The organism is Psychromonas sp. (assembly GCF_047632955.1).
GTDB lineage: Bacteria > Pseudomonadota > Gammaproteobacteria > Enterobacterales > Psychromonadaceae > Psychromonas.
In genome coordinates this window covers 1-21,889 of sequence record NZ_JBLIED010000013.1, presented here as the reverse complement: position 1 = coordinate 21,889, position 21,889 = coordinate 1, and the positions used below count along the sequence as shown (strand labels likewise).

At 41.2% G+C, this 21,889-nt stretch carries 20 protein-coding genes and 5 tRNA genes; 16 read left to right on the top strand and 9 right to left on the bottom strand.

Going from position 1 to position 21,889, the window contains the following annotated elements; all coding sequences use genetic code 11:
• Positions 1–14: 14 nt before the first annotated feature.
• The 9 genes from pal to ACJAZP_RS09845 all read left to right on the top strand — a co-directional run bounded on the left by pal (position 15) and on the right by ACJAZP_RS09845 (position 4,413).
• Positions 15–572, top strand: coding sequence for a peptidoglycan-associated lipoprotein Pal (gene pal, locus ACJAZP_RS09885; protein WP_415230572.1), 558 nt, complete (start codon positions 15–17; stop codon positions 570–572).
• Between the two features lie 6 nt (positions 573–578).
• Positions 579–1,307, top strand: a complete 729-nt coding sequence (gene ybgF, locus ACJAZP_RS09880) for a tol-pal system protein YbgF (RefSeq protein ID WP_415230571.1) — start codon at positions 579–581, stop codon at positions 1,305–1,307.
• A 277-nt stretch (positions 1,308–1,584) separates the two neighbouring features.
• Positions 1,585–1,660: transfer RNA gene (locus tag ACJAZP_RS09875), tRNA-Lys, on the top strand.
• 131 nt (positions 1,661–1,791) lie between these two features.
• Positions 1,792–1,867: transfer RNA gene (locus ACJAZP_RS09870), tRNA-Lys, on the top strand.
• Positions 1,868–1,997: 130 nt separating this feature from the next.
• A tRNA-Lys gene (locus ACJAZP_RS09865) sits at positions 1,998–2,073 on the top strand.
• 57 nt (positions 2,074–2,130) lie between these two features.
• Positions 2,131–2,206 (top strand) — tRNA-Lys (locus ACJAZP_RS09860).
• 159 nt (positions 2,207–2,365) lie between these two features.
• Positions 2,366–2,441: transfer RNA gene (locus ACJAZP_RS09855), tRNA-Lys, on the top strand.
• Positions 2,442–2,740: 299 nt separating this feature from the next.
• A complete protein-coding gene (gene nadA, locus ACJAZP_RS09850; RefSeq protein WP_415230570.1) occupies positions 2,741–3,799 on the top strand; it encodes a quinolinate synthase NadA in 1,059 nt (352 codons plus the stop codon).
• Between the two features lie 131 nt (positions 3,800–3,930).
• Positions 3,931–4,413 carry a DUF1456 family protein gene (locus ACJAZP_RS09845; RefSeq protein ID WP_415230569.1) on the top strand — a complete coding sequence of 161 codons (483 nt, stop codon included), beginning with the start codon at positions 3,931–3,933 and terminating at the stop codon, positions 4,411–4,413.
• A gap of 151 nt (positions 4,414–4,564) precedes the next feature.
• Here the strand turns inward: ACJAZP_RS09845 and nth are convergent, their stop codons facing one another.
• The 7 genes from nth to rsxA form a co-directional block, all read right to left on the bottom strand.
• Positions 4,565–5,200: an endonuclease III gene (gene nth / locus ACJAZP_RS09840; protein ID WP_415230568.1), complete on the bottom strand. Its 636-nt coding sequence runs from the start codon at positions 5,198–5,200 to the stop codon at positions 4,565–4,567.
• Complete coding sequence (locus ACJAZP_RS09835; protein WP_415230641.1) at positions 5,200–5,817, bottom strand: electron transport complex subunit E; 618 nt, start codon at positions 5,815–5,817, stop codon at positions 5,200–5,202. The genes nth and ACJAZP_RS09835 overlap by 1 nt, the downstream gene beginning before the upstream one ends.
• A 71-nt stretch (positions 5,818–5,888) precedes the next feature.
• Positions 5,889–6,524, bottom strand: a complete 636-nt coding sequence (gene rsxG / locus ACJAZP_RS09830; protein WP_415230567.1) for an electron transport complex subunit RsxG — start codon at positions 6,522–6,524, stop codon at positions 5,889–5,891.
• A gap of 89 nt (positions 6,525–6,613) precedes the next feature.
• Complete coding sequence (gene rsxD, locus ACJAZP_RS09825; RefSeq protein WP_415230566.1) at positions 6,614–7,666, bottom strand: electron transport complex subunit RsxD; 1,053 nt, start codon at positions 7,664–7,666, stop codon at positions 6,614–6,616.
• 5 nt (positions 7,667–7,671) lie between these two features.
• Entirely contained in the window at positions 7,672–10,239 is a 2,568-nt protein-coding gene (gene rsxC / locus ACJAZP_RS09820) for an electron transport complex subunit RsxC (protein ID WP_415230565.1), read from the bottom strand.
• A gap of 4 nt (positions 10,240–10,243) precedes the next feature.
• Entirely contained in the window at positions 10,244–10,801 is a 558-nt protein-coding gene (gene rsxB, locus ACJAZP_RS09815) for an electron transport complex subunit RsxB (protein ID WP_415230564.1), read from the bottom strand.
• 15 nt (positions 10,802–10,816) lie between these two features.
• Positions 10,817–11,395 (bottom strand): electron transport complex subunit RsxA, encoded by a 579-nt coding sequence (gene rsxA / locus ACJAZP_RS09810; protein ID WP_415230563.1) that lies wholly within the window; start codon positions 11,393–11,395, stop codon positions 10,817–10,819.
• Positions 11,396–11,729: 334 nt separating this feature from the next.
• On the opposite strand from rsxA, the gene nrdD reads away from it, so the two are divergent.
• The 4 genes from nrdD (at position 11,730) to clpA (ending at position 17,435) form a co-directional block, all read left to right on the top strand.
• On the top strand, positions 11,730–13,847 hold the full coding sequence (gene nrdD / locus ACJAZP_RS09805; RefSeq protein WP_415230562.1) for an anaerobic ribonucleoside-triphosphate reductase: 2,118 nt from the start codon (positions 11,730–11,732) through the stop codon (positions 13,845–13,847).
• A gap of 76 nt (positions 13,848–13,923) precedes the next feature.
• On the top strand, positions 13,924–14,385 hold the full coding sequence (gene nrdG, locus ACJAZP_RS09800; protein ID WP_415230561.1) for an anaerobic ribonucleoside-triphosphate reductase-activating protein: 462 nt from the start codon (positions 13,924–13,926) through the stop codon (positions 14,383–14,385).
• A gap of 388 nt (positions 14,386–14,773) precedes the next feature.
• Positions 14,774–15,100, top strand: coding sequence for an ATP-dependent Clp protease adapter ClpS (clpS, locus tag ACJAZP_RS09795; protein WP_415230560.1), 327 nt, complete (start codon positions 14,774–14,776; stop codon positions 15,098–15,100).
• A gap of 76 nt (positions 15,101–15,176) precedes the next feature.
• Positions 15,177–17,435, top strand: coding sequence for an ATP-dependent Clp protease ATP-binding subunit ClpA (gene clpA, locus ACJAZP_RS09790; RefSeq protein WP_415230559.1), 2,259 nt, complete (start codon positions 15,177–15,179; stop codon positions 17,433–17,435).
• Positions 17,436–17,525: 90 nt separating this feature from the next.
• On the opposite strand, the gene infA is transcribed toward clpA, so the two are convergent.
• Positions 17,526–17,744 carry a translation initiation factor IF-1 gene (gene infA / locus ACJAZP_RS09785; RefSeq protein ID WP_011769155.1) on the bottom strand — a complete coding sequence of 73 codons (219 nt, stop codon included), beginning with the start codon at positions 17,742–17,744 and terminating at the stop codon, positions 17,526–17,528.
• 201 nt (positions 17,745–17,945) lie between these two features.
• On the bottom strand, positions 17,946–18,665 hold the full coding sequence (locus ACJAZP_RS09780) for an arginyltransferase (RefSeq protein ID WP_415230558.1): 720 nt from the start codon (positions 18,663–18,665) through the stop codon (positions 17,946–17,948).
• A 140-nt stretch (positions 18,666–18,805) separates the two neighbouring features.
• Here ACJAZP_RS09780 and ACJAZP_RS09775 point away from each other — a divergent pair, with 140 nt between their 5' ends.
• From ACJAZP_RS09775 to ACJAZP_RS09765, 3 genes are all read left to right on the top strand, one after another.
• Positions 18,806–19,117: a BolA family protein gene (locus ACJAZP_RS09775; RefSeq protein ID WP_415230557.1), complete on the top strand. Its 312-nt coding sequence runs from the start codon at positions 18,806–18,808 to the stop codon at positions 19,115–19,117.
• Between the two features lie 275 nt (positions 19,118–19,392).
• Complete coding sequence (locus ACJAZP_RS09770; RefSeq protein ID WP_415230556.1) at positions 19,393–20,733, top strand: Na(+)-translocating NADH-quinone reductase subunit A; 1,341 nt, start codon at positions 19,393–19,395, stop codon at positions 20,731–20,733.
• A gap of 2 nt (positions 20,734–20,735) precedes the next feature.
• Positions 20,736–21,889, top strand: a 1,154-nt coding sequence (locus ACJAZP_RS09765) for an NADH:ubiquinone reductase (Na(+)-transporting) subunit B (protein ID WP_415230555.1), incomplete at its 3' end; no start/stop codon positions are given.

Here is a 21,889-nt window from a genome sequence, read left to right as displayed (position 1 = left end):
ATAAAGGAAACAAAATGAACCTAAGTATGATTTCAAAAAGTTTATTAATTGCACTGCCAATGTTAGCTTTGAGTGCGTGTAGCTCAAACAGTGATACCGATTCAGCAGCCATGGAAGCGAATAAAGCGGCAATGGAACAAGCTGCAATGGAACAGGCTGCGGCAGAAAATAATATTGAAACAGACGGAATTCAAGCGATAGAGCTGACCGAAGAAGAGTTAATGGCTAAGCAATACTCAGATGCTATCTTGCAAAAAATCATTCAGTTTGATTTTGATAACTCCATGATTAAACCAGAGTTTACTTCTATTTTGGATGCACATGCTAAATACTTAGTCAATAACCCTGAACAAAAAGTGACTATCGAAGGGCATACAGATGAAAAAGGAACACCTGAGTACAATATCGCATTAGGCGAACGTCGTGCCATGTCAGTTTCTGTTTACCTGGAAAATATGGGTGTTTCAGCAGGTCAAATTAGCGTTGTAAGCTACGGTGAAGAAAAACCGCTTAACTTTGGACACGCTGAAGCTTCTTGGACGGATAACCGTCGCGCAGAATTGGTTTATTAATAACAGATGAAAAAAATTAATCTTCAAGGGGCCATTCTTTTGGCCACTTTTTGTTCAGCCTCCGCTTTTGCTGCTGCTCCCGTCAGTGACGTGACAGCCACGGAAGGGGCGAGTAGCGTTGACAAACAATTAGAAAAGTTTACGCGTTTATTAGAATCGCGTAATAGAATGCAAATGCGCATGCAAAACCAATTGACTCAACTGTCTCAAGAGTTGCGAGAAATTAAGGGGAGCATGGAACTGTTTGATCATAAAATCAGTGCGATTGAAAATCGCCAACGAGATTTATACCAACTGGTTGAACAATCTAAGACTGACTCAGGCTCGACTGCCGCGGGCAATACCGCAACAGCCGTTTCTGCAGGTGAACAGACTGCCTATCAAACTGCTGTGGATCTGGTCTTAGTTAATAAGGATTATAATCAGGCAATTACCGCTTTTGAGGCATTTGTTATTGATTATCCTCAATCTGAATATCTTGCAAATTCCCATTATTGGTTAGGGCAACTGTTATATCAGCAGAAAAAACGCAAAGAAGCTCGAATAGCTTTCCTGACGGTTAGCGAAAAATTTCCCGAGTCGGGTAAACGTGCGGATTCCTTGTTTAAAATAGGTATTATTGATGAGTATTTGGGGGAGCTAACTTCGGCAAAAGACTTTTATCAAAAATTGTTAAAAGAATATCCTAATTCATCGGCGGCAGGGCTCGCACAAAAACGCTTAGATGCGCTATAAATTCGATTCTGCTTTAATAATATAACAAGTTGTAATCTCTGCTTTTTGTATTTTGTTTACTTTGTCGGCAAACAGGAAAAAAACAAGCGTTTTTTGTTGCGATATTCATAATTTTGTATAGTATACGCCGCAGTTGAGAGAGAGTGATGTGATTCAGTTCATGTTTCTATTTTTTCAATTATAACGAAATATTTTATTTGTTCGTTAGTTTGGTCTTTGCCACATGAATTGTTGTTACGTGAATTGTAGACCAAATAGTAACACCGAAAATTTATTCGGGCCGTTAGCTCAGCTGGTAGAGCAGTGGACTTTTAATCCATTTGTCGAAGGTTCAAATCCTTCACGGCCCACCAAAGTTTGAACAGTTAGATTGAACTATATTCTGACCGTTAGCTAAGTTGGTTGAATGTGAATTTTAATCCCCTTTAGTTGATAAGAGTCGAAGTGCAACCTTCGATTAGTAAGTAAGACCGAAAAATAATTCGGGCCGTTAGCTCAGCTGGTAGAGCAGTGGACTTTTAATCCATTTGTCGAAGGTTCAAATCCTTCACGGCCCACCAAATTTTAAACAGTTAGATTAAACTATATTCTGACCGTTAGCTAAGTTGGTTGAAATCTGAATTTTAATCCATTTTAGTTGAAAAGAGTCGAAGTACACCTTCGATAACAAGTAAGACCGAAAATTTATTCGGGCCGTTAGCTCAGCTGGTAGAGCAGTGGACTTTTAATCCATTTGTCGAAGGTTCAAATCCTTCACGGCCCACCAAATTTTAAATAGTCGAAGTGCAACCTTCGATTAACAAGTAAGACCGAAGATTTATTCGGGCCGTTAGCTCAGCTGGTAGAGCAGTGGACTTTTAATCCATTTGTCGAAGGTTCAAATCCTTCACGGCCCACCAAATTTTAAATAGTCGAAGTACAACCTTCGATTAACAAGTAAGACCGAAAAATAATTCTGACCGTTAGCTAAGTTGGTTGAAATGTAAATTTTAATCCCCTTTAGTTGATAAGAATCGAAGTGCAACCTTCGATTAGTAAGTAAGACCGAAGATTTATTCGGGCCGTTAGCTCAGCTGGTAGAGCAGTGGACTTTTAATCCATTTGTCGAAGGTTCAAATCCTTCACGGCCCACCATTTTTACCACCTCCCTATAAAAAAATCCCATACGTTCTATTAATTAAAAAACATCTATTATTGTCATCTGTCTTTGATTACTACACTTAATTAATTCCACTGCTTAGACAAGCGATTAGGCGTCGGAAAAATGCATCAAAGTAAGACAGTTATTGCAGTCACTGTTGTTCTATTAACAAATATCCTATGCAGCTACAAGCGGCTACAGTTAACAACATTGCTATGATCATTTTTTATTATCACTTTTATTGCTGTTCGCGGTATAATTACTGACATTTTTTAATATCTAAGAGACTATGATGAGCAAATACTCTCCAATTGCGGGTTCAGACTATCCTTTCCCAGCCAAACCAGCTGTTCTTTCGGAACCTGAAAAGGTTAATTATAAAGCTAAAATTAAAACCTTATTAAAAGAAAAAAATGCGGTTTTAATTGCGCACTATTATACCGCTCCCGAAATTCAGGCGTTAGCAGAAGAAACCGGCGGTTATGTTTCTGATTCATTAGATATGGCGCGTTTTGGTCGCGATAATCCGGCCACCACACTGGTCGTTGCCGGTGTTCGTTTTATGGGCGAAACCGCTAAGATTTTGACCCCGAACAAACAGGTGCTAATGCCTGAATTAGAAGCTACCTGCTCGTTAGACCTGGGTTGCCCGATTGAGTCCTTCAGTGACTTTTGCGATCAACACCCCGACCGAACTGTGGTTGTGTATGCAAACACTTCAGCAGCCGTTAAAGCGCGTGCTGATTGGGTCGTGACTTCAAGTATTGCATTAGAAATTGTCGAGCATCTGGATAGCCAGAATAAAAAAATCATCTGGGCCCCGGACAGGCATTTAGGCGGTTACATTCAGCGTGAAACGGGTGCTGATATGCTGATGTGGCAAGGTGACTGTATTGTTCACGATGAATTTAAAGCCAGTGCACTTCGAGACATGAAAGCAGTTTATCCCGACGCTGCTGTCTTAGTGCATCCGGAGTCGCCTGAGAGTGTGGTTAAACTAGCGGATGCGGTAGGCTCAACAAGTCAGTTGATAAAAGCGGCGCAAACGCTACCCAACAAGCGGTTGATAGTGGCGACGGATACCGGTATTTTCTATAAAATGCAGCAGGCCTGCCCGGATAAAGAATTCATGGCAGCGCCCACGGCCGGAGACGGAGCGACCTGCCGCAGTTGTGCACATTGTCCCTGGATGGCAATGAATGGTCTTAAAGCTGTATACAACGCTCTGAATGATGCAACGGGTCATGAAATTGATGTTGATGAAAAGGTTGCTCAAGGAGCATTAGTTTCTTTAAACAGAATGATGAACTTTGCAGCAGAGGCGCAGTTAAAAGTAAAAGGTAATGCCTAGTTCTATATAGTCCTATAAGGTTATTGTACTTAAATTAATACGCTTTCTTTTTCTATGATAATTCTAAATTGGCATATTTTCGCTGTTTGCGTATAGTGTGCCTTCTAAAAACCAAAAACTATTGAGAAATTATGATCACAAATGATGTTTTACGACGTGTACGTTATGCGTTTAAACTGAACGATAAAAAAATGCTAGAAATTTTTGCCTCGGTTGATAATGCAATTGACGAAAAATACTTACACAGCATCATAGCTAAAGAAGGTGAAGAAAATTTTGTTTTATGCCGCGATAGTTTACTATCACTTTTTTTAGATGGTCTTATCAATGAAAAACGCGGTAAAAAAGAAGGCTCTAAGCCAGTTATCTTGCCGGCAAAATCAATTTTGCCTAACAACGATATTTTAAGAAAGCTGCGTATCGCATTGAACTATAAAGATGGAGATATGTTGAAGATGTTAGATCTAGCCGAATTCCCTATTTCTAAAAGTGAGTTGTCAGCGTTATTTAGAAAACAGGATCACCGTAACTATAAGTTATGTGGTGATCAACTGTTAAGATACTTCTTAAACGGTATTACCATCCATCTACGAGGTGAAAAGGGCGAAGAGTAATCGCTTTCTAATCTTAAAGACTAAAAAACCGAGCACTGGCTCGGTTTTTTTATACTCGAAATATCGAAGCTAGAAGCTCGCATTTCGCATCTCGCGCTGTTTGCGGTGCATAGAATTCACCCTACCGATACCATCAGAGCAATTCCATTATTTAATCTTCTGTTTTGTCTTTAAATTCACATAAGTCTTCAATCAAGCAGGAACCACAGCGGGGTTTGCGGGCAACGCAGGTATAACGGCCGTGTAAAATAAGCCAATGGTGTACATCAAGCTTAAATTCGGCGGGTATCACTTTAAGTAATTTCTTTTCGACTTCCTCTACATTTTTGCCCGAGGCCAATTTAGTGCGGTTAGAAACGCGGAAAATATGCGTATCTACCGCTATTGTCGGCCAGCCAAAGGCCGTATTCAATACCACATTAGCGGTTTTACGTCCGACACCGGGCAAGTCTTCTAAGGCTTCTCTATTTTCAGGCACGTCACTGTTATGGAGTGTTATTAAGCGCTCACAGGTTTTGATCACGTTGGCGGCTTTGCTGTTAAATAAACCAATGGTTTTAATGTAGTGCTTTAAACCTTCAACGCCCAAGGCTGCGATTGCCTTTGGCGTATTGGCAACGGGATAAAGCCGGTCGGTTGCTTTGTTAACACTGACGTCGGTTGCTTGCGCGGAGAGAATAACCGCAATTAATAACTCAAAGGGAGAGCTGTAATTCAGCTCCGTTTGTGGTTTTGGATTTTCAGCCCGCAGACGCATTAATATTTCACGGCGTTTAAACTTATTCATTATTTTTTGATCCGCTGATCAGCAAAGTTCTTAATCGCGATGATTAATCCCATAATGATAAAAGCACCCGGCGGCAGCGCTGCCAGTAAAAAGCTTGTATCAGCCTGGTAAAGCGTGATGGTTAATACCTTAGCCCCGTCTCCTAACATGGTTTCTATTCCGGAAAATAATGTTCCCTGAGCTAATATTTCTCGGCTGGCGCCTAAAATAATTAAGACAATGCAAAATCCTAAACCCATCATCAGACCATCAAATGCGGAATGTTTAATGTTGTTTTTTGATGCAAAGGCCTCTGCCCGTCCAATAATGATACAGTTAGTGACGATCAGGGGGATAAAAATACCTAAAGAAAGGTAAAGCTCATAGGTAAAGGCATTCATCAGTAATTGAATGCAGCTGACCAGTGAGGCGATGATCATAACAAAAATAGGGATCCGGATGGCTTGTGGTACATGATGACGGATTAACGAGATCAATGAATTTGAGGCGATTAAAACAAACATCGAGGCCAAACCAAGTCCGAGCGCATTGGTTACCGTATTGGTGACCGCCAACAACGGGCATAAGCCTAACAACTGTACTATCCCCGGGTTATTTTTCCATAAACCCTGAAGCATTAATTCCTTATAAATGGGATCGGCAGTCGCGCTATTTGCTATACCGTCGGCAATTTCCTGAGTTTGTTCATTCATAAACTTTCTCCACAAGTTGCTTCATGTTTGAAGAGTGTTTTTTTGTTTTTTTGAAAATAAATTAACGCATCTTTTACGGCAAAAACAACAGCACGAGGCGTAATGGTTGCCCCGGTAAAGGCATCAAAATCGCCGCCATTTTTTTTCACTTCCCAACGTGATTCCTGTGACTCTTCATAAGACTTATCATTAAAGGAGTAAATCCAGTCCGATTTATTGGTTTGAATTCTATCGCCCAAGCCCGGGGTTTCAGAATGATGAAGTACTCGGACACCGGCAATGCGCGCATCTGCGTAAATACCAACGACCAGATTTATTCTGCCCGCATAACCCCTCATGGTGGATGTTTTTAACATTAATGCGACAGGACGATTGTCTTTTTTCGCAATAAACGCATGCTGCGGCTCTGCACTGCCTAATAAGTTTTTATCGGTGACCATAAAACAGCTAGCAACAATATCGTTATCATATAAATCAGCCGGAATAAGTTGGTTTAGAGTTCTCAGCAATGCCTTTTGCTCCTGCTGAGCAATGATAGGTTGCGTAAATTCGTTAACAATGGCGATACTGCCGGTACAAACGACAGCAAAGGCGGCCAGTAAATAGGCATTGCGACTGATCGTTGAAAACATATTAAACTCTCTCCCCAGATACTATTGCTTGTCCATCATCATTAATTTTATCGATACCATTATTTTTATTTTTAAGCATATAAAACATCTTAGCGACCTCCCCCATAAACCTTAGGCTGGGTATAATAATCAATCAGAGGAACGCACATATTGCCGAGCAGAACAGCAAATGCAACGGCGTCAGGGTAACCCCCCACGTTGCGAATAATAACCACGATGAAAGCGATTAATAACGCGAATAAAATCCGTCCTTTAACCGTTGTCGCGGCGCTAACGGGATCGCTTAATATAAAAAAGGCACCTAACATTGTTGCCCCGGAAAAAAGGTGAAAGAGCGGCGGCGCGTTAAGATCCGGACTGTAGGCAAAAGCAATAAAAGAGAAAATGCCGATACCCGCTAAGAAACTAAGCGGAATATGCCAATGAATAACACGTTTAAATAATAAAATTAATCCACCCGCTAAAAAAGCGCCGTTAATCCAATAAATTTGCTGCCAGGAAGAGGCTTTAAATTGCAGGCTATTGAACATTTCGCTGATCGTAAATCCATTATGCAGGGCATCACGTGCAGTGTTAAGCGGCGTGGCCATAGACAAACCGTCAATGCTGACACTCAGTTGCTCAACCGAATATCCGTCCAGAGTAGAGCCTGTGAATATTGCATTTATCTGATCCATCAGGGTCAGAGAAAAGGGTTGCAGAGACTGTACCGGTAACCACGAGGTCATCTGTACCGGAAAGGAAATTAACAGCAAAACATAAGCCGCCATGGCGGGGTTGAAAATATTTTGTCCAAGACCGCCGTATAATTGCTTCACAAATATGATAGCAAAAACAGTACCAATCACCACAATCCACCATGGCGCGAGAGGGGGGATGGAAATCGCAATAAGGATCCCTGTCAGTAAAGCACTGCTATCTTTTAGGGTATTAAAAATAGGACGCTTTCTTAATTTTAAAATAAAAGCTTCACTTGCCAATGCGCTCAGACAGGCCAGAGATATTTGTATTAAGTTTGCATAACCAAAAAAATAACTTTGTAAAAGCACTCCTGGCACTAAGCATAAAATCACCAAAAGCATCACCTGGGTTGTTGTTCTAGGCTGTTTTTGATGGGGGGAGCTTGCATTCTTGTAGGCCATTTCCATTAATCCTTGTGCGCTGTTTTTTGTGCTTTTGCTTTAGCAATTACGGCGGCTATTTTTGCTTTTCGGTGATCCGCTTGCAGAGAGCTTTGGTCGTCGGTAGTCTCGTGGGGCGTGCTAGATTGCGTGCTAGATTGCGTGCTAGATTGCGTGTCTGTTGCATTCGAATTCTGTTTATCTAACTGCGCCTGCTCTTTGCGCCGTTTACGCTCTTTTATTACCTCGCAATTATTCGGCAGCTGATCAGTTGTTTGGCGGGTACTCTCTGCAGCCTGTTTTTTAGCCTTGGCGCGGGCAATAGCAGCCGCTACCGCATCTTTTTTATGATCGGTTGTTTCGCTTTCTGATTCTGGCGCCGCTTGTGCTTCAGCCTGTTTTTTAGCCTTGGCGCGGGCAATAGCAGCCGCTACCGCATCTTTTTTATGATCGGTTGTTTCGCTTTCTGATTCTGGCGTCGCTTGTGCTGCAGCCAGTTTTTTGGCCTTGGCGCGAGCAATAGCAGCCGCTACTGCATCTTTTTTATGATCGGTTGTATTACTTTCATTTTCTAATTCTGGCGTCGCTTGTGCTGCAGCCAGTTTTTTGGCATTGGCGCGGGCAATAGCAGCCGCTACCGCATCTTTTTTGTTATCTGCAGGTTTACTTTCATTTTCACTTTCAGGTTCTTGCGTTGCTTGTGCTGCAGCCTGTTTTTTAGCTTTGGCGCGAGCAATAGCAGCCGCTACTGCATCTTTTTTATGATCGGTTGTATTACTTTCATTTTCTAATTCTGGCGTCGCTTGTGCTGCAGCCAGTTTTTTGGCCTTGGCGCGAGCAATAGCAGCCGCTACCGCATCTTTTTTGTTATCTGCAGGTTTACTTTCATTTTCACTTTCAGGTTCTTGCGTTGCTTGTGCTGCAGCCTGTTTTTTAGCTTTGGCGCGGGCAATGGCAGCCGCTACTGCATCTTTTTTGTTATCGGCGGGTTTACTTTCATTTTCGGGTTCTTTTGCTGTGTCGGCTAAGCGCTGTTTTTTAGCTTTAGCGCGTTCAAGTGCGGCTGTAATTAAGTCCTGTCCGCCATTGTTTTCTTTTGACTGTTTGCGTTTTTCTGCTGCTGCCTGATGCTTGGCCTGACGTTCTAATTTTGCTTGTTCTAATCGGGCGGCTCTATTTTCATGACGAACGCGTGCTATTTCCGCTTTTTGAGCTTCCTGCTGCGCATTTCTAATTTCAGCTTTTGCCACTCGATAATATTCAACCAGTGGAATATTGCTTGGGCACACAAAGGCGCAGGCGCCACATTCAATACAGGACGGAAGGTTATATTCTTCTAATTTTTGATGATCCTGACTTTTGGAATACCATAAAAGTTGCTGCGGTAATAATACCGCAGGGCAAACCTCTGAACACTCTCCACAACGGATGCAGGGCATTTCTGCGGGCGGCTCCGGCATTTCTTTAGCCGTTGGCACCAGAATACAGTTACAGGTTTTAGTTACCGGAATATCGGTATGGTTGATGGTAAACCCCATCATCGGACCGCCAATAAGCAGTTTTTTTAGATGATTTTCCTGCAGTCCGTACTGTTCCAGCAGGTAGTGAATGGGGGTGCCAATCCTGACACTGGCATTACCTTTGTTTTTAAAGGCATCGCCGGTTAAGGTGACAATGCGCGAGGTAAGAGGCTTACCGTTAATGATGGCCTCTTTGACCGCAAACACAGTACCGACATTGTGCATGACAATGCCCAGAGCCGTTGGATGTTGACCAAGGGGAATCTGTTGTCCGGTAATCATTTCAATTAACTGTTTTTCTCCCCCTGACGGGTAGCGGGTCGGGACAATGCTAACCTTTAAGTTTGCCTGCAACGATTCGGGCGCTTGCTTAATGGCGAGATTAATTGCGGCAATGGCTTGCGGTTTATTATCTTCAATGGCGAACACGGTTAATGTCGGTTTTAGAATATGCTGTAAGACTTCGATGCCGGTAATGATTTCATCGGCATGCTCCTGTATTAACCGGTCATCTGCGGTGATATAGGGCTCACATTCAATGGCATTGATGATTAATAGTTTAACCTTATGTGCATTGCTTAACTTCAAATGACTTGGAAATCCAGCTCCGCCCATTCCGACAATGCCTGACTGCTGCATTAAGTCGATCAGTGGCGCCGCTGGTTGAGTTTGATAATCCTGTGGTTTTATATAATCAATACTTCGGTCTAACCCATCGGTTTCAATAACGACGGATAATACCGGTAAGCCTGAAGGGTGGAGGTCGGTACGTTTCTCTATTGCGTAAACAACTCCTGAACTGCTGGCGTGCTGTACGACCATTGCCCCATAAACTTTGCTTAATGCCTGACCCTTTAGAACCGGATCTCCCACTTTAACTAATAATTCAGGAATGTAACCTTTGTGTTCAACGGAGAAGATCAAATACGGGGGAATACCCGCATCAGTAATGACAATTTGGTTAGTTTGCTGTTTGTTTTCTGCCGGATGAATACCACCGTGGAAAGACCACTGCTTTCCGGAGGAAACTTGTGCGAGTTGTTCGTCACTGAGAAGGTTTATTGATTTTGTCATTATATTACAGCTCAGTTGTGGTTTTTGTTGGTATACGGTTCAAGTCCCATTGCCAATTTTGGGTGGTTAACGCAATGGGATTCATATCAATACAATCGGTCGGGCAGGGGGCAACACAAAGCTCACAGCCGGTGCACTCATCGGTGATCACCGTATGCATTTGTCTTGTTGCACCTATAATGGCATCAACCGGGCAAGCCTGAATACATTTTGTACAACCGATACATTCATCTTCGCGAATAAAGGCAACTAATTTGGGTTTTTCCTCAGCTTCTACGTCTTTTGGTTCGACACCCATGCGTTCTGCCAGTTGGCGCATGACGGCGTCGCCCCCTGGAGGACATTTATTGATATCATCACCATTGGCAATAGCTTGTGCGTAGGGTTTACAACCCGGATAACCGCACTGACCGCACTGGGTTTGCGGTAAAATAGCATCCAGCTCTTCAACAATAGGATCCGTTTTTACTTTAAAGCGGATCGAAGAGTAACCTAATATAGCGCCAAAAATGACGCCTAAAACGGCAAAGGTTAAAATAGCGATGGTTATACTGATTATCATTTTATAATTATTCCGCTACTTAATAAGACCGGTGAAACCCATAAAGGCAAGAGACATTAATCCCGCGGTGATCATCGCGATTGATGCTCCTTTGAAGGGTAAGGGGATATCTGAAGCCGCTAAACGTTCACGCATTGAGGAAAAAACCACTAAGACTAATGAAAAACCAACCCCGGCACTAAATCCGTAAATGACGGACTCAACAAAATCATGATTTTCATTAATATTCAGTAATGCTAACCCTAAAATCGCGCAATTGGTGGTTATCAGCGGTAAAAAAATTCCTAACAATCGGTATAAAGTGGGGCTGGTTTTGTGCATTACCATTTCAGTAAACTGAACAACAACCGCAATCACCAGGATAAAACCGATGGTTTGCAAATAAACCAGATCTAAGGGGAATAAAATATATTTATTAACAATATATGAAGCGGCAGCCGTTAAGGTTAAAACAAAGGTTGTGGCAAATGACATGCCAACCGCCGTTTCTATTTTATTCGAAACGCCCATAAAGGGGCATAAGCCTAAAAATTTGACCAGTACAAAGTTATTAACTAACACAGTACCAACAAACAGTAAAAAATAATCGCTCATAAGAATTTAATTCCACTACCTTTGTAGGTGTATTTAGCGGGCTCTAACAGGCGAGTATGATAACAATAAAGGAGCAAAAAATCAGTGTAAAAATATAAACCTAAGGAAGTTTTTTACGCGCTGTCTGAATATTATTATCACGGCGTAGAATAATTTTCATAAAATGCAACTAACTGGCTATTTTATTCTGCTTTTACAAGCTATTTCATATTTACAGACACTTAATAAGCACCCTAATCTAAAATTGATTTATATCAATATGTACATATATGGTGTTATGTATAGTGCTCACCCACTAGATATTGTGTCTTCTCGTTTTTTTTGGAGTTCTTTTATGAAACCTGTTGTTATCAAGCGTGATGGTAGCCAAGCCCCCTTTAATGCTCTGCGCATCGCAGAAGCAATATTAAAAGCCTCTGGTGCGGCCCGCTGTAAAGGTGTCGACGCATTTGCAATTGCACAGGAGGTCAAAGACAAACTCAATGGCCTGGTGGAAGTTGATATTCATCATATTCAAGATGCAGTTGAAGAATGTTTAATGAAAAGCGGCCATACGGAACTGGCACGTATTTATATTGAATACCGTCATGATCGCGATCTTGCTCGTGAGCGAAAGAGCCATTTAAATAGCGAAATTTATGGTTTGATTGAACAGAGTAATGCTTCATTACTTAATGAAAATGCCAATAAAGACAGTAAAGTGATCCCTACGCAGCGCGACTTGTTAGCGGGAATAGTGGCTAAACATTATGCCAAATCCTATATGCTGCCCCGTGATGTGGTGCGCGCTCATGAAAAAGGCGAAATACATTATCACGATTTAGATTACGCCCCGTTTTTCCCTATGTTTAACTGTATGTTAATCGATATTAAAGGCATGTTTACTCAGGGATTCAAAATGGGTAATGCAGAAATTGAAGAGCCTAAATCAATCTCAACCGCAACGGCGGTAACGGCGCAAATTATTGCCCAGGTTGCCAGTCATATATACGGCGGCACCACTATTAACGGTATTGATACAATACTTGCGCCTTATGTCACTATCAGTTACAAAAAACATTTGAAAATAGCTGAGCAGTGGGGGATTGCCGATCCACAGGCTTATGCAACACAACAAACCGATAAAGAGTGTTTGGATGCATTCCAATCTCTTGAATATGAAGTTAATACCCTGCACACAGCCAATGGACAAACACCTTTTGTCACCTTTGGTTTTGGTTTAGGGACAAGCTGGGAAGCACGTTTAATTCAACAATCTATTTTAAAAATTCGTATTACAGGCTTAGGTAAAAATCATAAAACAGCTATTTTCCCAAAACTTGTTTTCGCCATTAAAGAGGGTGTTAATCATAAAGCGACGGATCCTAACTATGATATCAAACAGTTGGCGTTAGAGTGTTCAAGTAAACGTATGTATCCCGATATTTTAAATTACGATAAAGTTGTTGAAGTGACCGGGTCATTTAAAACGCCAATGGGTTGCCGCAGTTTCTTGAGTACTTATGAAGAAAATAATGAATTAATTCATGATGGTCGCAACAACCTAGGCGTAGTTAGTCTTAACTTACCCCGTATTGCTTTAGAATCAAAGGGCGACGAAAGTCACTTTTATAAATTATTAGATGCACGTTTAGCGATTGCCAAAAAGGCGCTGGATACACGGATAGAACGTTTATCTGATGTCAAAGCCAGTGTTGCGCCTATCTTATATATGGAAGGTGCCTGCGGTGTACGTTTAAAAGCGGATGATAGTGTGGCAGAGATCTTTAAAAATGGCCGCGCATCTATTTCATTGGGTTATGTCGGTTTACATGAAACCATTAATGCTCTGTATGGCAGTGAACAGCATCTCTTTGATGATCTGGAAAAACAGCAAAAAGCAGTGGCGATCATTCGTTATCTGAAAGAAGCAACACAACGCTGGACCGAAGAAACAGGCTATGGCTTCAGCTTATATTCAACACCATCGGAAAATTTATGTGATCGTTTTTGCCGTCTTGATGCAAAAGAGTTTGGGGTTTTACAGGGCGTGACAGAGAAGGGTTATTACACCAACAGCTTTCATTTAGACGTTGAAAAATCAGTTAATCCCTACGATAAAATTGACTTTGAGAAGCCTTATCCAGAGCTCGCAAACGGTGGTTTTATCTGCTACGGCGAATATCCTAATATGCAGCATAACCTTAAAGGGTTAGAAGATGTCTGGGATTACAGTTATGCACATGTCCCTTATTATGCGACCAACACACCGATTGACGAGTGTTATGAATGCGGTTTTACCGGCGAGTTTAATTGTACCAGTAAAGGCTTTGTCTGCCCGAGTTGTGGTAATTCTGATTCAGATAAGGTGGAAGTGATACGCCGTGTCTGTGGTTATTTAGGCAGCCCCGATGCAAGACCGTTTAATGAAGGTAAGCAGGAAGAGGTCAGACGTCGCGTTAAGCATTTATAGGGTTTTAATTGTCTGCAAAGCGTTATTTTAAAGAACAGCTCGTTCAACTGGAGCTGTTTTATCTGTAGGAGAAAAAATGAATTACAGTAAATATTACCCGTTAGATGTCTTAAATGGTGAAGGCACAAGATCTACGCTCTTTGTGTCCGGCTGTATTCACCAATGTAAAGGTTGTTATAATCAGGCGACCTGGTCACCCGATGCCGGAGCGTTATTTACAGATCAGCTGGCAGATCAGATTATTGCCGATCTTAATGACACGCGTATTAAAAAACAGGGATTAACTTTGTCGGGCGGCGACCCGCTTCATCCTGCCAATACGGAGACAGTATTAAAACTGATTCAACGGGTTAAATCTGAATGTGAGGGCAAAGATATTTGGATCTGGACGGGTTATTTACTGGAAGAGCTGAGCGTAGAGCAACGGCAAATCATTGCACTCACCGATGTCTTAATTGATGGTAAGTTTGAGCAGGTGTTGGCGGATCCCAGCCTGCAATGGCGTGGCAGTTCGAATCAGGTTGTTTATCAACTCTGAGCTAATGAAAGCATAAAAAAAGCGGCTACTGGTAAAACAGTCGCCGCTTTTTTTATGCTTTTATATTGGTTGTATTCATTTTCCTGCCGAATTGATATCACTAAAATTAAAAAAATTAATTATTTATTGAACATCTGCTGCATTTTTGAGTCTTATTTTTATTATTTTACGTAAAGGATAACGATAAGCTATTAGTGATATATATGAGCAAGATCCTCTATTATGAGTCACAGATGAATAAAAGCAGATACTATTTCAGCGCATGGTTGCATATTTCGACTCTCGGTTTGCACATTTATTAAGTAAAGATTAATCTAAGGTTCTCAATTGCCCTTTGGGCTGCTAACGAATTTTTTCGTAACTTTATTAAATAAGACTAGACTTAAAGATGAGTGAAAAAAAGACTCCAAAAACAGTTAATGAATCTAACACAATCGAAAAAATTGAAACAAAACTGATACCTCCTTCGATGTACAATGTGTTGTTACATAATGATGATTATACGCCGATGGACTTTGTTATTGATGTGCTGCAACGGTTTTTCCGATTAGATAATCAACAAGCCACCGAAGTGATGCTTAATGTTCATTATAAAGATGTTGGTATTTGTGGCACTTTTAGTGCAGAAATTGCAGAAACAAAAGTGATGCAGGTGATGAATTATGCAAGGCAAAACGAGCACCCGTTACGTTGCTCGATGGAAAAAGAATCTTAAGTGATAGGTATTATGAGTAGTTTTAAGTTGTTAATAAGACTTATAATTTTTTGTTATTAACTCCCAAGGGGCTTTTATGTTAGACAAAGCGTTGGAAAACAGTTTAGATTTGGCTTTTCGTATTGCCTTTGAAAAATCGCATGAATTTATGACCGTCGAGCATTTATTATTAGCGTTGTTAGAAAATGACGAAATAAAAGATTTATTTACCGCTTGCTCTGTTGATATTGTCTCTTTGCATTTGGAGATTATTGCGTTTTTAGAAAATAGTCCTGCGATACCTGAGGTACATACGCAAGAAATTGAAATTCAGCCGACAATCGCTTTTGAGCGTGTTCTGCAGCGGGCGATTTTTCATGTGCAATCTTCCGGCTCTACGGAAGTTTCAGCCGGCAGTGTATTAGTGGCTATTTTTAGCGAACAAGAATCTCAAGCTGTATATTTTTTAAAGAAAGCCCACCTTTCCCGTTTAGATGTTGTTAACTATCTGTCCCACGGAATCAGAAAACCGGCGGACGCTATTATTCCTTCTTTTTCGGCAGATGAGCACAATGAAACCGAAGCGGAAGATTCGGAAAGTATGCCCTATACCATTAATTTAAATAAACAAGTTGAAGCGGGGAGCATTGATCCGTTAATAGGCCGGGATAAAGAGCTTGAACGCTGTATACAAGTGTTATGCCGTCGCCGTAAAAATAACCCTTTATTGGTAGGAGAAGCAGGGGTTGGGAAAACCGCCATTGCAGAAGGACTTGCTTACCGCATAGTGCATGAAAATGTACCGGAAGTGATTGCCGATAATATTGTTTATTCGCTGGATATGGGCGCATTGCTCGCCGGTACAAAATACCGCGGAGAGTTTGAGTTGCGTTTTAAAACTGTATTAACACAACTTGAGTCTCAGGAAGGGGCTATTTTATTTATTGATGAAATTCATACTATTATTGGTGCGGGCGCCGCAACGGGCGGGCAACTTGATGCCGCAAACCTGTTAAAACCTTTGCTCAGTGGTGGCAAACTTCGCTGTATGGGCTCGACAACTTATAAAGAGTATGGGCAAGTTTTTGAAAAGGAACATGCATTATCACGTCGCTTCCAAAAAATTGATGTGGTAGAGCCGACTGTTCAAGAAACGGCGCAAATATTACTCGGATTAAGATCCCGTTACGAGAAACATCATCATATTCGCTATACCAATAAGGCGTTAATGGCCGCTGCAGAGCTCAGTGCTAAATATATTAATGATCGCCACCTTCCCGATAAGGCCATTGATGTGATCGATGAGGCAGGGGCGCAAATGCGCTTATTACCCGCGAGTAAACGTAAAAAAACCATTGGTGTACCTGAAATTGAAAGCGTCATTGCCAAAATTGCTCGAATCCCTGAAAAATCAGTTTCCAGTTCGGCAAAAGATCAATTAGCTAAATTACCAGAACGTTTAAAAATGACGGTGTTTGGTCAAAATGATGCTATTGATGTATTAACCGACGCCATTCATTTAAATCGCTCCGGATTATCCGATGAGTCAAAACCAATAGGTTCGTTTCTTTTTGCAGGTCCCACGGGTGTCGGCAAAACCGAAGTGACACAGCAACTTGCTAAGGCAATGGGCATCGAGCTTCTGCGTTTTGACATGTCAGAATACATGGAAAAGCACACGGTTTCCCGGCTGTTAGGGGCACCTCCTGGCTATGTTGGTTATGAACAGGCGGGGTTATTAACCGATGCGGTTGTTAAACACCCTTATGCTGTACTGCTGCTTGATGAAATAGAAAAAGCACACAGCGATATCTTCAATATATTATTACAAGTGATGGATCACGGGACCTTAACGGATACTAACGGTCGTAAAGCAGACTTTAGAAATATTATTTTAGTGATGACAACCAATGCAGGGGCGCGGGAAACCGCTAAGCAGAGTATCGGCTTTAAAGATCAAAAAGATTCACACAAAGCGACCGATGAAATAAATAAATTATTTTCCCCCGAATTTAGAAATCGTCTTGATAATGTTATTTGGTTTAACCATCTTGATATCAAGGTTATTTATCAAGTGGTGGATAAATTTATTGTGCAGTTACAAGCGCAGCTTGATAAAAAGCAGATTTCACTGGAAGTCAGCGATAGCGCCAGGAAATGGATAGCTGATCGTGGTTATGACAGGGCGATGGGTGCACGGCCAATGGGGCGTTTGATTCAGGAAAAATTGAAAAAACCACTGGCTAATGAGATTTTATTTGGTGAACTACAAAATGGAGGAAGTGTTACTGTTTCCTTAAATAAAGATGGGCAGGACATCAGTTTTAGTTATGCTAAAACTCTGACGCTGACATAATATTTACTGCAAAAAACAAAAAACCAGCTTAAAGCTGGTTTTTTTATGTTTTGCAGTAAATAAAAACCTGCTATTAAACAACGTAACCTATTAACGAGCACGGAATACAATGCGACCTTTAGATAAATCGTAAGGTGTAAGTTGAACTGTTACTTTATCGCCAGTCAGAATACGGATGTAGTTTTTACGCATTTTACCTGAGATATGTGCTGTAACAATATGTCCGTTTTCTAATTCAACACGGAACATTGTGTTAGGCAAGGTGTCTATAATCGTGCCTTGCATTTCAATACTATCTTCTTTTGCCATTGGCGATGGATCCTTTGTATTTTATATCGAGCTAATTTCAATCGGCGCATAATGCCAGAATTATGGGCTGTGGTAAAGGATTGTTGTTTGTTTATTAAGCCCATAGGGGTAAATATACACCCAAATTACTTGAATCTAAATCTGCATCTGTAAGTTATTTAGGTATAAGGAGTTATTGTCTGATAAAAGTCAGCGCATAGTTTAATTAAAATCAATCCAGTGTCTGCCGATAAAACGCTGATGAGGCCGAAACTGCGCTTTGTAATTCATCTTTTGGCATTCTTTTATGTAATAACCTAAATATAACCACTCAACATGATCTGCCTTGGCTAATTGTAATTGGCATAAAACCGCAAATTTCCCGAGGGAATGGGAGCGGTAGTCGGGGTCATAAAAGCAGTATAAAGCACTCCAGGCTTTCATATTTTCGGCACTGAGTAAATCAGTTACGCTCACTGCAATGAGTTTTTCCCTATCATATATTTCAATAAAAATAGAGCTACTCCAAGTTGAGCTTATAAACTCCTTGTACTGTTTCTTTGACGCCGGAAACATAGGCCCGTCGTAATGAACTTGATTAATGTAGTTCTGGTAGAGCTCATAATAACAATCTCTTAGCTGAGTGCTGATCTTGGTAGTAAAGGCGCTGTTTTTATTTAATAAGCGTTTTTGGCTACGTGATTTTTGGAAATTGAAGGTGTTTATTCGTAGCGACTGACAGGCCTCGCAGTGTCCGCAGTTTGGGCGATAAACTTGCTCACCGCTGCGCCTAAAGCCGTTGGCTAAAAGTGTCGGATAATAATATTGTGCATTATTTTGAGGATCAATCAACATAATCAGCTGCTCTTTTTGGTTAGCAAGATAAGAGCAGGGAAAAACTTTGGTGATCCCCATATTTAAAGAAATAGTTTTAGTGGACACGTCTTACCTGCAAAAAATTATGGGATTAAAATGGTGACTAAATGACCGTCTCTTTGTTATCGTTCTTACTATATACCTAAATTACTTTATGATGCATCTTGAAGTATCATGGGTATATACATCAAAAAAGGAGATTTAAGATGATGGTCCAAATAATAATTGAAAAAAAAATCAGAGACAATATAGGCTTGGAATTTTTGCAGGTGGTTAATGAAAGTGATCGTCATTCTGTACCGGCCAATTCTGAAACGCATTTTAAAGTGACTGTGGTGAGTCAAGAATTTGAAGGTATGCTTTTGATTGCTCGGCATCGTCTGATAAATGCGCTGTTAAAGGATGAATTAGCTGGCCCGGTGCATGCGCTTGCTTTACATACTATGACGCCCGCTCAGTGGGAAGCAAAAAAACAACTATCGCCAGATTCAGCAAACTGTTTAGGAGGAGGCAAATAGCCTATTAGTATTTAAGATAGCGCTAAATGATTATTTTTAATAATGTTAAAAAAAAACACTTTTATGTGAATTTTTTTTACAAAAAATTTGAACTTAGAGTGGCTAACCTCATCTTTTGATATGGCAAATGCCTACCCTCTAGTGATACTATATGCAGGAAATTTTTAGTCTTCGTGTTAAATGATTGTTATTTTTTAAAAAAATCATAAAACATGTCATGTTTTTATGCCGAAAGGCAATTAACATCCCATCCCTTATACATAGTGCAAGAGAATATGATTACTATAAAAAAAGGACTGGATCTCCCTATCGCCGGCACACCAGAACAAGTCATTCATGATGGTCCAAGCATCACTGAAATCGCAATTCTGGGTGAAGAATACGTAGGAATGCGTCCATTAATGGCAATTAAGGTCGGCGATACCGTCAAAAAAGGTCAAATTCTTTTTAGTGATAAAAAGAATTCCGGTGTGCATTTTACTTCTCCCGCATCCGGTACAGTTAAAGAAATTAATCGCGGGGCACAACGTGTTTTACAGTCGGTTGTTATTGCTATAAAAGGGCAAGAAAGTATCTCTTTCCCTAAATATGCAAGTGCACAACTTAAAAACATCGGACGTGTTGAGATCGTTAAGAATTTAATCGATTCAGGTGCATGGACGGCATTGCGTACGCGTCCTTTCAGTAAAATACCTGCAATTGATGCAGAGCCGGTTTCAATTTTTGTGACGGCCATGGATACTAATCCATTGGCGGCTAATGCCGAGTTAATTATTAATAGCAATAAGCAGGCTTTTACTGACGGCTTAGCATTGTTAGCACAATTAACCGCCGGTAAGGTTTATGTTTGTAAGGGTGAAACCATCCTGCCAAAATCTGAATTGGTAAATGTTGAAGAGAAGCTGTTTTCGGGTGTTCATCCGGCAGGTTTAGCAGGAACTCATATTCATTTTATTGATCCGGTGTCTGCTGTTAAACAGGTTTGGTCAATTAATTATCAGGATGTTATTGCATTCGGGATGTTATTTACCAGCGGTGAACTTTATACGGATAAAGTTATTTCACTGGCAGGCCCTGCGGTGAAAAATCCGCGTTTATTGCGCACCCATTATGGTGCTTCCATTAAGCAGCTCACTGCCAATGAATTAATTGATGACGAAGTGCGGGTGATCTCCGGTTCTGTTTTATGCGGTGTGACAGCAGCAGCTGCACATGCCTACCTCGGACGTTACCATAATCAAATCTCGGCTTTAGTTGAAGGTTACGAGAAAGAGTTATTTGGTTGGGGAGTGCCCGGTAGTAATAAACATTCCGTCTCTAATGTTTTTATCTCTGCGCTTAATAAGGCAAAATCGTTTGCTTTTACAACAACGACAGGCGGTAGTAAACGTGCAATGGTACCTATTGGTCAATATGAGCGGATCATGCCGCTGGATATTTTACCGACCATTTTACTGCGCGACTTAATCGTTGGTGATACTGACAGTGCTCAGTCATTAGGCTGTTTAGAGTTAGATGAAGAAGATTTAGCATTATGTACTTATGTTTGCCCCGGCAAATATGATTATGGTTCTGTGTTGCGTGCGAGCCTAAGCAAAATTGAGAAGGAAGGCTAATAATGAATCTGAAGCATATATTTGAACAAATGGAACCGCATTTTGAATCGGGGGGGCGTTATGCAAAATGGTATGCCCTGTACGAAGCGACAGCTACTTTTTTCTATACTCCCGGGCTTGTCACTAAAGGCATCACCCATGTGCGTGATGGCATTGATCTGAAACGTATTATGATCTTTGTCTGGTTAGCTACTTTCCCTGCTATGTTTTTTGGCATGTACAATACCGGTGCACAGGCAAATGCAGCTATCGTGGGTGGATTTTCTGCTTTTGATGATTGGCGTATTGCTATTTTGAATATGCTCGGGGTGACAATGGGCTCCGGTGCGGGTCTGTTTGATAACCTTCTCTTTGGTGCAATGTACTTTGTGCCCATTTATGCGGTCACCTTTTTGGTCGGTGGTTTCTGGGAAGTCCTGTTTGCAAGTGTGCGTAAACACGAAGTAAACGAAGGTTTCTTCGTTTCATCCGTCCTGTTTGCCTTGATTGTTCCTGCGACTATTCCTCTTTGGCAAGTGGCTTTAGGTATTACCTTTGGTGTTGTTGTAGCGAAAGAAATTTTTGGCGGGACGGGTCGTAACTTTATGAATCCCGCTCTGGCCGGCCGTGCTTTTCTATACTTTGCATACCCAACTAGCCTTTCCGGTGATGCGGTTTGGACGGCTGTTGATGGTTTCTCCGGGGCAACACCCTTAGGGATGGCAGCGCAGGGTGGTTTAGACGCAGTTGCACAATCAGGTATGTCCTGGATGAATGCTTTTCTGGGCAATATGCAGGGTAGTATCGGCGAAGTATCTACGCTGGCGATTTTAATCGGTGGGGCCTTTATTGTTATTACCGGCATTGCTTCATGGCGTATTATCGCCGGAGTGATGATCGGGATGATTGCTGTTTCAACAATGTTTAATTTTATTGGTAGTGATACTAATCCCATGTTCGCACTACCTTGGTACTGGCACCTTGTTCTGGGTGGTTTTGCCTTTGGTATGATCTTTATGGCAACGGATCCTGTTTCTGCATCCTTTACCGATAAAGGTAAATGGTTGTACGGCATATTGATAGGTTTGATGACAGTTTTAATTCGTGTCGTCAATCCAGCTTTCCCTGAAGGTATTATGCTGGCAATTTTATTCGCCAATTTATTTGCGCCACTATT

Bases quoted from the DNA above. Each gene is read 5' to 3' on its own strand.
- pal (WP_415230572.1), top strand. From the start codon at position 15: ATGAACCTAAGTATGATTTCAAAAAGTTTATTAATTGCACTGCCAATG.
- ybgF (WP_415230571.1), top strand. From the start codon at position 579: ATGAAAAAAATTAATCTTCAAGGGGCCATTCTTTTGGCCACTTTTTGT.
- nadA (WP_415230570.1), top strand. From the start codon at position 2,741: ATGAGCAAATACTCTCCAATTGCGGGTTCAGACTATCCTTTCCCAGCC.
- ACJAZP_RS09845 (WP_415230569.1), top strand. From the start codon at position 3,931: ATGATCACAAATGATGTTTTACGACGTGTACGTTATGCGTTTAAACTG.
- nth (WP_415230568.1), bottom strand. From the start codon at position 5,200: ATGAATAAGTTTAAACGCCGTGAAATATTAATGCGTCTGCGGGCTGAA.
- ACJAZP_RS09835 (WP_415230641.1), bottom strand. From the start codon at position 5,817: ATGCTTCAGGGTTTATGGAAAAATAACCCGGGGATAGTACAGTTGTTA.
- rsxG (WP_415230567.1), bottom strand. From the start codon at position 6,524: ATGTTTTCAACGATCAGTCGCAATGCCTATTTACTGGCCGCCTTTGCT.
- rsxD (WP_415230566.1), bottom strand. From the start codon at position 7,666: ATGGCCTACAAGAATGCAAGCTCCCCCCATCAAAAACAGCCTAGAACA.
- rsxC (WP_415230565.1), bottom strand. From the start codon at position 10,239: ATGACAAAATCAATAAACCTTCTCAGTGACGAACAACTCGCACAAGTT.
- rsxB (WP_415230564.1), bottom strand. From the start codon at position 10,801: ATGATAATCAGTATAACCATCGCTATTTTAACCTTTGCCGTTTTAGGC.
- rsxA (WP_415230563.1), bottom strand. From the start codon at position 11,395: ATGAGCGATTATTTTTTACTGTTTGTTGGTACTGTGTTAGTTAATAAC.
- nrdD (WP_415230562.1), top strand. From the start codon at position 11,730: ATGAAACCTGTTGTTATCAAGCGTGATGGTAGCCAAGCCCCCTTTAAT.
- nrdG (WP_415230561.1), top strand. From the start codon at position 13,924: ATGAATTACAGTAAATATTACCCGTTAGATGTCTTAAATGGTGAAGGC.
- clpS (WP_415230560.1), top strand. From the start codon at position 14,774: ATGAGTGAAAAAAAGACTCCAAAAACAGTTAATGAATCTAACACAATC.
- clpA (WP_415230559.1), top strand. From the start codon at position 15,177: ATGTTAGACAAAGCGTTGGAAAACAGTTTAGATTTGGCTTTTCGTATT.
- infA (WP_011769155.1), bottom strand. From the start codon at position 17,744: ATGGCAAAAGAAGATAGTATTGAAATGCAAGGCACGATTATAGACACC.
- ACJAZP_RS09775 (WP_415230557.1), top strand. From the start codon at position 18,806: ATGATGGTCCAAATAATAATTGAAAAAAAAATCAGAGACAATATAGGC.
- ACJAZP_RS09770 (WP_415230556.1), top strand. From the start codon at position 19,393: ATGATTACTATAAAAAAAGGACTGGATCTCCCTATCGCCGGCACACCA.